Source organism: Leptolyngbya sp. Heron Island J (genome assembly GCF_000482245.1).
Taxonomy (GTDB): domain Bacteria; phylum Cyanobacteriota; class Cyanobacteriia; order Phormidesmidales; family Phormidesmidaceae; genus Leptothoe.
The window spans coordinates 37,034-48,721 of sequence record NZ_AWNH01000101.1 but is presented as its reverse complement, the minus strand read 5'-3'; the positions used below and the strand labels follow the sequence as shown (position 1 = coordinate 48,721).

Sequence of the window (11,688 nt, the reverse complement as noted above, 5' to 3'; positions counted from 1 at the left end):
GACCCAGACTGTCGATAGCCCAGGCATTGAACGCCTCGGCTAACTCAGTAAAGTTGAGACGCACCATGATCCGGCGCAAGGTGGACAGGCTGGGCAACCGCTCATGAGGCAACTCCATCACGCGCAATAGCTCTGCTTGATGACGTTGTACGAAAGTGGCCAAGGGGCGATAGCCATAGCACCCACTCATGGTCCCCATCACCACCAAGACTAAAATGATCCACAAGGGATACACCGGTTTAGTTCGATAGTCACGGACCTGCTGAAAGTGGCGAATTAAGCTCATGGAGAGAACACGGGGGCGATAGAGCACACCCCCATTATCTTTTTTCTACCACCGATAGATCAGCCCTGCTCCCGAGAGGGGAGAGATCGGCAAGTTATTAAATTCTCAACCCTAAGAAAATAATCTCATCGCCTTTGCCTAAGATTCAATAACATTAAAGTTCTTCTATTACCATTCCACCGAATACATCAGACGCACGGTGCGGCCTCGACCGCCAACATAGTTGCGATCATCAAACCCGGATAAAAACTGGGCTATGGCTGGAAAGTACTGGGTGTCAAAAATGTTCTCAATACCAATTTGCAGCGTCCCTGGGCCAACATCTACACTACTGATGAAATCCAACGTGGCATAGCTCTCAATCTCCAAAGGTTCGACGCCTTCATCGGCGGCGCGACTACGACCACCGACGATCAGCGCCTGTAGACGATTATTCCAGCCAGGTAGGGTTTCGTTTTCTACATAAGCGGTGAACTTAATCGGGGCAATCTCTCCACTATTTAAGGGTAAATAATCGTCATCTCGATCAACATCGTTTTCACCTTCAGACCAGCCAACGGTGCCGCCAAGACCCCAAGTGTCCGCTGGTTGCCAATCGAGCGTGGCTTCTACACCGTAGATCCGTTGAGGGGCACGTTGAATACTGAGTAAACCATTTTCGTTAGGCACCAGACTCGATCCGAGGTCTGATGTGTTGTAAAAACCACTGAGGCTAGTTTGGAACGATGGCCAATTGCCGCGAACACCGAGTTCATATTCCGTGACTTTAATCGGTTGGGTAATATCGAAATCGTCCTCAACGCTGACAAAGCCTGCTGGGGGTAAGCGTAGGACTCGACTAAACTCAGGCACGCTAAAGCTCTGAGCAAAGCTGGCAAAGAGTGAAATCTCTTCAGCGGGCTGATAAACCGTACTGGCATTAAATACAACGTCATCAAAACTTCGACTGCCGCCCTCAATATCCCGTTGTCGAGTAACTGAAAAGTAGTCATCTACGTCGAGGTTGATATTTTCGTAGCGCAGACCACCACGCAACAACCACGATTCACTAGCTTCCCAATCAAGTTGAGTGAACAGTCCCAGACTATTCACCCGATAGGGGGGGGTAAAGTCAAATTCTTGGAGTGTGACCAATCGTTGTTCATTATCAAAGGTGTCTGCATCAAACTGGGCGGTAATCTGCTGGTTTCTCTGACTTTCGTAGTCTGCACCCCACAGTAGATTAAGCGTTTCATCCCCAGTTAAAGGGGTTTCCACCTGTAGTCGCCCGCCCCAGCGATCAGAATCAAGCCGTGATTGAAACAAAAAGGGAAAGAAGTCAATGCCGAGACGACCGTCAGCAAACTCACCACGGGCGGTCGTATCTTGGTAATACAACTGGCTCCGTACCTCACTACCCAGCAGGTCGTTGTGAGAATAGCTGAGGTTGGTTAAAAAGCTAATATCTTCTGGATTATCTTCTCGGTCGAGGCCTCGAATTCTCAGAGCCTGAGCGGTCTGTCGACCGGGAATAAGTAGTGTCGCCGGGCTAGCGATAAACTCTGTCTCTCGCTGAGCATTAAAGTAGTTAAGAGTTAAATCGAGTCGCTGTTGTTCGCTGATATCGTAGCCAATCTTGCCCAGCAGGTTGTAGCTGGTGGTGTCGCTCAGGCTCGATTCTGACACATTGCGATTACCGTCGGCGTCGAAAAAACTACCGGTCTCTTCTCGGGATAGACTGACTCTAATATCAGCTCGGTCGGCTCTTTCTGAGGCATTGAGTGAGAGATTGGTGCCAAAGCCGTCATCTTCTAGGTCACCTAGGGATGCGCTCACTCCAGCCTGAGTTTCAATAATGGCTTCACCGTCTACGGGACGACGGGTGATGATATTGATCACACCGCCGGTACTCTGGCCACCAAAAATGGCGCTAGGGCCGCGAATGACTTCGACTCGCTCAATGGCGGAGGGATCAATACTACGGAGTTCCTGGCGATTAACTCGAAAATTGGTGGACAGCGGCACACCGTCAATTAAGACGGCGGCTTCTCGGCCTCGTAGGGTTTGTCCGCGTGTGGTGCGTAACTGGTTAGGGGGGCCAAATCCTGGCACTAAATTCCCTAAAATATCAGCGAGATCGGCGGAGATAATAGACTGCTGTTCGATTTGTTCTCGATCAATCACCGTGATGGAACGCCCGATGTCGTCGATGGCTTCTTCGGTACGTGTGGCCGTGACCACTAAGCGTAGGGGGGCCTCGTCTGCAAACTCTGCCTCCGATTCATCGGTTTGTTCAGAAGCGAGGGGATCTCTGGTGGGATCGACTGGATCGGAGTCTACGGTGCTGACAGCGAAAATTAGGTTGCCAGCCTGCTGATCGATGGCAATTTCTGGGGCTGTACTTTGTCCAACAATGGTGACTTGAATCCGATTGGTGGCTAAGGATTTGACCGTAATCGATGCGATGCCATCTACGGGATTATCTTGCTGGAATGTATCTCCTTCTGAGGTTTGAAGTTGGGCGTCGGCAATATCAACAACAATGCTGTCGCCGCTGCGGTTGATAAAGGTTTGCAGGGGGGTCTCAGCGGCAGATTCCAGGGTTAGGGACAACCCGGTGTCAGTCTGGATCAGCTGTACAGCGGTAACGATGGACGTCTGTGCATAGGCAGGTTGCGCGATCGCAACAGCGACCGCGCCTGATATCCCAAGCGCGTAGGTTCCTAAAGACAATTTCATCATGATTCCTCACACACACAAATAACGTGGCTTAAAGCCCGCGTGCCGTAGCCATAGCTGTCGCTACACTAAAGCAAAATATTGTCAATTAAGAGACCAAAGAATGGATTTTTAATGAGAATACTATCAAAAACCTAAAGGGGAAGACAGTGCCTTGTCAAGCTCGTTGCAGCAGTAAAAGAAATAATCAAAGTGCTTGCTTTGCCTATATTTTCCGTGCTTGTCTGTTAGATTCTTGCGTATATGTACTGAACCTCTTATACTCACTATTGAGAAACGATATCAATTGAGTTAATTGATTCTTATCTCAATTCGCAAATATTTTTCCCTGTCGCTGCGGTCCGCTTAATTCAGGCACACGTCTACCATCAGCTCTACTTCATGCCCCATCTGACCTTTAACTGTCTCCAGAGTGTCAGCTCAGGTTTGACCTGGGTTGATCTTCTCAGCGAGAGGGCAGCACAACAGCCTTCTCGCATTGCTTTCCAAATTTGGAATGACGGTGCAGTGTCGTCTGACCAATTAACCTATGCCGATTTAGACTGCCGCAGTCGGGCAATTGCCGCCCGGATGCAGCGGTTAAACCTCAAGGGAGAGCGTGTACTCTTGCTCTGCCCCCCTGGTTTAGACTACGTTTTGGCGTTTTGTGCCTGTTTGTATGCAGGTGCGATCGCAGTACCGATCTATCCGCCCCGCCCCAATCAGTCCTTAGAGCGATTTCAGGGAATTGTTGATGATGCGCAAGCCGTACTGATTTTGACCGCCTCCGCTCAGCAGTTCCAGCCTGAAACCTTAGCGGCTCTTCCCACCCTGAATTTGCATGCTGTTAATGCTGCAGAAGCTGCCGCCTGGCAGCCCCCCAACCTGCAGCCAGAAGAGACCGCCTTCTTGCAATACACCTCAGGCTCCACATCAGCCCCCAAGGGGGTACAGATTAGCCACGGCAATCTCAGCCATAATGTTGCTGCCATTAGCCATAAGTTTGGGCTAAACAACCAGAGCGCAGGAGTATGTTGGCTGCCGCCCTATCACGACATGGGGTTAATTGGCGGTATTCTCACCTCCCTATATCAGGGAGCGACAACAACTCTGATGTCGCCGGTGGACTTTCTACAGCGTCCCCTCCGCTGGTTACAGGCGATTTCCCACACCCAGGCCACCATTAGTGGCGGTCCCAATTTTGCCTATGAGCGCTGTGTGGAAAAAATTAAACCCGAACAATGCGTAGGCTTGGATTTAAGCCGCTGGTCAGTGGCCTTTACTGGGGCAGAACCAATCCGAATGGCCACCCTGGAGCGCTTTGTCACCAGATTTGCAGAATACGGATTTCGACCTGAGGCGTTCTACCCTTGCTACGGCATGGCGGAGTCGACGCTGATGATCACAGGCGGCGAGACCACCAGTGCTCCTAAGCAATTAACCGTAGATGAGGAAAACCTGACGGCCCATCGGATTCAGCCTGCGACCCAGGGACGCGTGCTGGTGGGTTGCGGCCAGGTGATCGATTCCGGCCAGCTGGAGATTGTTAATCCCCAAACTCTAAAGCGCTGCCAACCTAACGAAGTTGGAGAAATTTGGGTGGCTAGCCCCAGCGTCACCCAGGGCTATTGGCAACAGCCGCAGCTAAGTCAGGAGACTTTTCAGGCTCACCTTGCCGATACTGGTGCCGGTCCCTTCCTGCGCACGGGCGACTTGGGCTGTGTGCAAGGTGGGGAGCTGTATGTAACTGGGCGACTCAAGGAAGTGATGATTATTAACGGTCGCAACCACTATGCCAGCGATGTGGAAGCCACGGTGGCGGCCAGCCATCCAGCGTTTGGTTCAACCTGGGGAGCTGCGTTTACCGTAGACCAGCACCACCAAACCCAGCTGGTGATTGTACAAGAAGTGGGACGGATGTGGCTGCGAAGACTGGAGCCTGAGCCGGTTATGCGAGCGATTCGACAAACGGTGAGCCGAGTTCACGGTCTGCGGGCAGAAACCATTGTGCTCGTCAAACCCGGCAGTATTCCGAAAACCTCCAGCGGTAAGATTCAACGCTCTCGCTGTCGTTCACAGTATTTGGCTGAGCAGCTGCGCCTCGTTCCCATGCCCGCGACCACTCGTTAATTGTGAGCCTAGGTTTCTACTATGACTTCATCCTTTAACCAGCCACCGTCTATTACTGACCAGCCCACTGCGGACACCATTGAGACCTGGCTGTGTGAACAGCTAGCAGCATCCCTAAATGTCACGCTTGAAACGATCGATCCAGATGTACCCTTTGACAGCTATGGACTCGATTCAACAGAAGTAATCGGACTGTCGGGAGACCTTGAGGAGTGGCTCCAGCAGAAGGTTTCACCTACGCTGCTTTACGACTATCCCACCGTTGCCACCCTGGCTGAGCACTTAGCAGATAGATCTTTGCCCCAGGAATAGGCTGAATTCATTTGTCAAAGGATTTCCTATGGGTAAGCGACTGTCAAGGTAGCTCAACGTTATCCAGGCCCCCAAACCCCCAATTCTGGGGGCTTTGAGTCCTGATCCCTAAAGATTAAATTCACCTGCTGACTGGTCAAGCCAATGGCCAAGCCTGGGGTACCTGTCCATTCTGTTAACCCGCACTGAGAGGCACTCTAAAACGATGAACCCGATTGCGATTGTCGGTTTGGCCTGCCGGTTTCCGGGTGGGGATGATGCCGATACGTTTTGGCAGTTTTTGTGTCAGGGGGGCGATGCTATTACCCCCAGAGATCGCCCAGGCACAGCCGCAACGGACTGGGGTGGTTTTCTGCCCAATATCGATCAGTTTGATGCCGCATTTTTTGGGATTTCTCCTCGCGAAGCAACCTATCTTGATCCTCAGCAGCGACTGTTATTGGAAATTTGTTGGGAGAGTCTTGAGGCGGCGGCCATCTCTCCCCAGTCCTTGGCGGGTAGCCGTACGGGGGTGTTTGTGGGCATTAGCCACAGCGACTATGGCCATCTTTTAAGTCGCGCCGAGACCGGCATGAGTCCCTACAGCGCCACAGGTACAGCGCTCTGTGTAGCCGCCAATCGAATCTCCTATGCCCTCAATTTAAAAGGTCCCAGCCTGGCGGTGGATACCGCCTGCTCGTCGTCACTGGTGGCGGTACACCTGGCGGGGCAAAGCCTGGCGGCTGGAGACTGCGACTTGGCCCTGGCGGGTGGGGTAAATTTAATCCTCAGACCCGAGGTGACAGAGGTATTTCAACAGGCGGGGATGATGGCCGCTGATGGCCGCTGCAAGACATTTGATGCCGCCGCCGATGGTTACGTGCGCTCAGAAGGGTGCGGAGTTGTTGTCTTGAAGCGGCTGGCGGATGCGGAACAGGCAGGGGATCGGATCTTGGCATTGGTGCAGGGGTCAGCCGTTAACCAGGATGGTCTAAGTAACGGTCTCACGGCCCCCAACGGCCCTGCCCAGCAGGCGGTGATTCGCCAGGCCTTGGCCCAGGCCCAGGTACCTGCCGCCCACATTAGCTATGTGGAAACCCACGGCACAGGTACACCCCTGGGAGATCCAATTGAAGTAAATGCTCTAAAAACAGTGCTGATGGAGGGACGCTCACCCCAGCAGCCCTGTGCCTTGGGGGCGCTCAAGGCCAACGTCGGCCACATGGAAGCGGCAGCGGGCATTGCGGGGCTGATTAAGGTGGTGCTCGCACTGCAGCATCGATACATTCCGGGCCATCGGCATCTGCGCCAGCTCAATCCCCGCATTGACCTAACGGATACGCCGTTGTTTATTTCCCAGCAGGGCTGGCCGTTACCGGACGGTGTGGAGCGACCGATAGCGGGTGTGAGTGCCTTTAGCTTTGGGGGGACCAATGCCCATTTAATTGTCTCGGCGGCATCTGAAACCGCAGATGCCCCTGTTTCTAAATCGGTGGCGGCTCCCCCTTGCTACGGTTTGATGCTAACGGCTAAGTCGGAGCCGGCGCTGGCGGCGCTGGCGGGTCGCTATGGTGAGTTTTTGCAGGCCAACCCAGATGTGAACCTGGCGGATGTGTGTTGGACGGCCCATCGGGGACGAGCGGTCTTTCCGTATCGGGCGATGGTGGTGGCGGATGGGGTGGAGGAAATGCGATCGCACCTGAGCAATATCGCCCAAGGCAAGCAATCAACCGCCGTAGCCAAAGCCAAAGCCCCCCGTCGCCCCCCGCGAGACATCGCATTTTTGTTTACGGGTCAGGGATCCCAGTATGTCGGCATGGGGCAACAGCTCTATGACACCCAGCCCGTTTTCCGGCGCATTTTAGATGAGTGCGATGTCGCCTTAAAAGACGAATTAGACCAGCCGCTGCTGACGGCGATGTTTACAGAAACCGACGGGCAGCTAAATCACACTGCCTACACCCAGCCAGCTCTGTTCGCTTTGGAATATGCCCTTAGTGAACTATGGCGCAGCTGGGGCATTACCCCCACCATTGTCCTGGGCCATAGCCTGGGGGAATATGCCGCCGCCTGCGCAGCGGGCTGCTTAAGCTGGGCCGATGGACTGCGTCTGGTGGCCAAACGCGCCCGTTTAATGCAGCAGCTACCGCCAAATGGTGCCATGGCCGCTGTATTTGCCTCCCCTGAACAACTGCAGCCTTGGCTCAAGGTCGACGGGGTGGAAATTGCCGTTATCAACGGCCCCCAAAACACCGTCATCTCCGGCACTAAAACCGCTGTGGAGGCTGTTTTAAAAAATCTCTCTGAGCACGAGATTCGTAGTCGTCCCCTGGCCGTTTCCCACGGGTTTCATTCGACGCTGATGGAGCCCATGCTGGCGGACTTTGCCACCTTTGCCCAGACGCTGACCTACGCACCGCCAAAAATTCCGCTGATTTCTAATGTGACGGGTCAGCGGCTAACAGCGGCCCCAGACGCCGACTACTGGTGTCAACATCTGCGCCAGCCAGTGCAGTTTGCAGCGGGGTTAGAGACCCTGAGTCAACAACAACGCCCCTGGCTGGAAATTGGTCCCCAGCCAGTGCTGCTGGGCATGGCAAAACGCAGTTTTCCTGATGCTGCCTGGCTCCCCTCCCTGGCTCCCCAGCAAGATGATGCACAGGTGATGCTTACAACCCTCAGCCATCTAGCCGTGCGCGGTTTTGCCATCGATTGGGCCGCCATCAATCCAGCCCAGGGGCAGCGGATTGCCCTGCCCACCTATCCTTTTCAACGCCAGTCCTATTGGTTTATGCCTATCTCTTCCACATCTCCCACCCCCATGGCTCCATCCGATGATGCCCTAACACTGTCTAATCTTGTGGCCCAGGTGCAGACAGAATTAACAACCCTGGTGGCTAAGCTCCTACAAATCTCTCCCGAGGCTGTTGATCCGCAAGCGCCGTTCCTAGAAATGGGTGCGGACTCTATTGTATTGATTGAAGCTGTCCAGGGTATTGAGACCCGCTTTGGGGTGACGGTGACAATTCGTCAGTTCTTTGAAGAGCTGAAAACCCTGGAGGCGTTATCTAAGTTTATTGCTCAGCAAATGCCCGCTGAGATAAACCAGAGTCCCACCGGCAATGCCAATCATAGTTCTACTGGTAATACCAGTAATCATCTCACCAGTAATGCCAACCATACCCCTGGAACATTGGCGGTTACCAAAGCTCCTTTAGCGCACTCTAAACTCTCTCTTAGCAGCCAAGAATCTCTTCCCATCGCAACAGCAGCTCCAACCATATCTCCAGGAGCGCAGCCTGCAACCACTGCCCTAGAGCAGATTGTGAGCCAGCAAATGCAACTGATGACGCAACAGATCGATCTGTTGCGTCATGCCCAGCAGGGCACCCAGCTGCCAGTGACTCCATCTCCCGTTCCTACCCCCCTGGATTCTCCTCCACAAGTTGCCACGCCGCCCGCTCCAAAAACTGTCCCCTCCCGACCCGCCTCCGTTCCTCAATCTCTGAATGAATCGCAACAACGTTATCTCCACGCGTTTATTCAGCGCTACACCCAGCGCACGGCTGAGTCCAAACGCCGGAAGCAGGAGAGTCATCCCTATTTAGCCGATAGTCGCGCCTGTGCCGGGTTTCGTCCCTCCATTAAAGAGATGCTCTATCCCATTGTGGGCACTCGAGCTGAAGGGTCTAGGCTGTGGGATGTGGATGGTAACGAATATATCGACATCACCATGGGGTTTGGTGTCCACCTGTTTGGCCATCGGCCTGACTTTATTCAAGATGCGATCGCAACCCAGATGAACCGGGGTATTCAAATTGGCCCCCAAGCAGAACTAGCGGGAGATGTCGCCAAACTGCTCCATGAACTAACGGGCATGGAGCGGGTCACATTTACCCAATCCGGCACCGAAGCAGTGATGACGGCTTTACGGCTAGCCCGCACCGCCACTCACCGGCATCTGATTGTACGATTTGAAAACGCCTACCACGGTCACTTTGATGGTGTGCTCGCCAGATCGGCGGTTGATAACACTGCTGTGCCCATCGCTCCAGGCATTCCCCCCGGCATGGTGGAAGATGTGCTAGTGCTGCCCTACGGTGACCCCAGCGCCCTTCAAGTGATTCAACAACGAGCCTCTGAAATTGCGGCTGTTTTGGTCGAACCCGTGCAGAGCCGTCGCCCGGACCTGCAACCGCGAGACTTTCTCCAGCAGCTGCGCCGCATCACCCAGGACCATGGGGTGGCGCTAATCCTTGATGAAATTATCACAGGCTTTCGGATTCACCCAGGCGGAGCCCAAACCTGGTTTGGAGTAGAGGCCGACTTAGCCACCTATGGCAAAGTGTTGGGCGGCGGCATCCCCATTGGCATCGTGGCCGGTAAGGCCCACTATATGGACGGCATCGATGGTGGTCTCTGGCACTATGGCGATGACTCCTATCCCAGCGTTGAGCGCACCTTTTTTGCCGGTACATTTTGTAAACCCCCCCTAGCGATGGCCGCCGCTAAGGCCGTGCTGCTGCATCTCAAGCAGCAGGGAGCCGACCTGCAAACGCAGCTGAATCAGCGCACCGAGGTCTTCGCCCAGCGACTCAATACATTTTTTGACCAAGCCGAGGTGCCGATCCAGATTGTCCACTTTGGTTCTCTCTTTCGGTTTACCTTTACCGGTAACTATGACCTGCTGTTTTATCATCTGATTGAACAAGGAGTATATGTGTGGGAGGGGCGCAACTGTTTTCTCTCCACCGCCCACACCGAGGCCGATATTGAACAGATTATTCAGGCGGTCCAAACGGCAGTGGCCCAGATGCAACAGGGGGGCTTTCTGCCGGGAAAGTCTCTGGTGGTAGCCCAGGCGCTGCCGCTAACCGAGAGCCAGCAAGAGATTTGGCTATTAACGCAGCTCAATCCTGATGCGTCCCTCGCCTATACAGAATGTGTCTGGTTAGATCTGCAGGGGCCTCTGCAGGAGGCGATCCTCCGTCAGAGCCTGCAACAGCTAATTGACCGCCATGAAGCGCTGCGCACTAAGATTGACCCCACCGGCACCACCCAGCAGGTGATGCCAAAGCTGACGTTTAACCTGCCATTAATTGACCTGAGCGCCCTCAACCCCGAGGAGCAGTCTCTGGCAGTTCAGCGCTGGCTACAGCAAGAGCAGCGGCGTCCCTTTGAGCTCACCCAGCCCCCACTGCTGCGTATGCATGCCCTAAAGCTAGCTGAGCAGCACCATGGTCTGGTGCTAACTGTCCATCACATTGTGGTAGATGGCTGGTCGATTCAGGTTTTACTCGAAGAGCTGAGTCAGCTGTACACCATGGCCGTTCAGGATGCCGTGCAACTGTTGCCGCCGCCGGGCTCCTATCGGAACTATATTCAGCTGGTGAGCCAGTCCGTGGCAGCGGATGCTGCTTATTGGCAACGGCAACCCCTACCCCAATGGCAGCTACGGACGGACAGACAAGCAACAGACTCCCCCGACTACCACAGCAACTCCCAAATATGGCAGCTGTCCGCCAAGCACTACCAACAGTTTCAAGTCTGGAGCCGCAAACAGGGGTGTACTCCCTTTATGACGCTGCTGGCGGCCTTTTGCCTGCTGCTGCATCGCTGGAGTCAAACAAAAGAATTAATGGTGGGTATTTCGGTGGCAGGCCAGGGACAACCCGGCTATTCGCGGTTAGTGGCCCACTGTGTGAATGTGTTACCGGTGTATAGCCAGCTGCGCCCCGAGCAATCGCTGGCAGAGTATTTACATAGGATTCGGACTACGTTGCTAGAGTGCTATGACCACACCGACTATTCCTTAAGTCAGTGGGCGCGCTGGTCAAAAAACAACCGAGAAGATTCGTCTACCGACCCACTACAGCCGATTGTGCCAGCGTTCTTTAATTTAGACCCATCAATGAGCGCCCCTGATTTTCAAGGGTTAACCGTGGAGGCAGACCCCCAGTCCCCTGCCTACGGACGGTGGAACCTGACCTGGCACCTGAGCGAGATGGAAAACGGTCTACATTTAACGGCGGTCTACCGCAGTGCTCTGTTTGAAGACACCACGATAACCAGTTGGATAGCGGCCTATGAGAGACTTTTGACCCTGATGGTGGAGTCTCCCCAGGCTACGCTGCAGGAAATAGATCAGGCGTTGGACAATTTTTTGACAACCCAGGCCCAGCAGCTACAGGCCACCCTGGTGCAGCGAAATCGGCTAAAGCTAGAAGCCACCAGCCGCCGTTCTCAAGAGATTACAAGGTAAAATTGACCCACTGATGTAAACC

The 11,688-nt window shown here is 54.0% G+C and carries 5 protein-coding genes; 3 read left to right on the top strand and 2 right to left on the bottom strand.

Annotated elements, in window-relative coordinates; all coding sequences use genetic code 11:
- Together N836_RS65915 and N836_RS65910 are read right to left on the bottom strand one after the other, a co-directional pair.
- The coding region (locus tag N836_RS65915; RefSeq protein ID WP_023070614.1) for a transposase family protein at positions 1-286 on the bottom strand (286 nt) is incomplete at its 3' end.
- A 168-nt stretch (positions 287-454) separates the two neighbouring features.
- Positions 455-3,007: a TonB-dependent receptor domain-containing protein gene (locus tag N836_RS65910; protein ID WP_081716985.1), complete on the bottom strand. Its 2,553-nt coding sequence runs from the start codon at positions 3,005-3,007 to the stop codon at positions 455-457.
- 378 nt (positions 3,008-3,385) lie between these two features.
- Between N836_RS65910 and N836_RS65905 the strand changes: the two genes are divergently transcribed.
- From N836_RS65905 to N836_RS65895, 3 genes are all read left to right on the top strand, one after another.
- Positions 3,386-5,113 carry a fatty acyl-AMP ligase gene (locus tag N836_RS65905; RefSeq protein ID WP_023075730.1) on the top strand — a complete coding sequence of 576 codons (1,728 nt, stop codon included), beginning with the start codon at positions 3,386-3,388 and terminating at the stop codon, positions 5,111-5,113.
- A gap of 21 nt (positions 5,114-5,134) precedes the next feature.
- The gene (locus N836_RS65900; protein WP_023075729.1) at positions 5,135-5,425 is read left to right on the top strand and encodes an acyl carrier protein; all 291 of its coding nucleotides are present in this window, start codon (positions 5,135-5,137) and stop codon (positions 5,423-5,425) included.
- 205 nt (positions 5,426-5,630) lie between these two features.
- Positions 5,631-11,666, top strand: coding sequence for a type I polyketide synthase (locus N836_RS65895; protein WP_023075728.1), 6,036 nt, complete (start codon positions 5,631-5,633; stop codon positions 11,664-11,666).
- Positions 11,667-11,688: the final 22 nt, after the last annotated feature.

Excerpts from the sequence above, each read along its gene's own strand:
- N836_RS65910 (WP_081716985.1), bottom strand. The coding sequence starts at position 3,007 with ATGATGAAATTGTCTTTAGGAACCTACGCGCTTGGGATATCAGGCGCG.
- N836_RS65905 (WP_023075730.1), top strand. The coding sequence starts at position 3,386 with ATGCCCCATCTGACCTTTAACTGTCTCCAGAGTGTCAGCTCAGGTTTG.
- N836_RS65900 (WP_023075729.1), top strand. The coding sequence starts at position 5,135 with ATGACTTCATCCTTTAACCAGCCACCGTCTATTACTGACCAGCCCACT.
- N836_RS65895 (WP_023075728.1), top strand. The coding sequence starts at position 5,631 with ATGAACCCGATTGCGATTGTCGGTTTGGCCTGCCGGTTTCCGGGTGGG.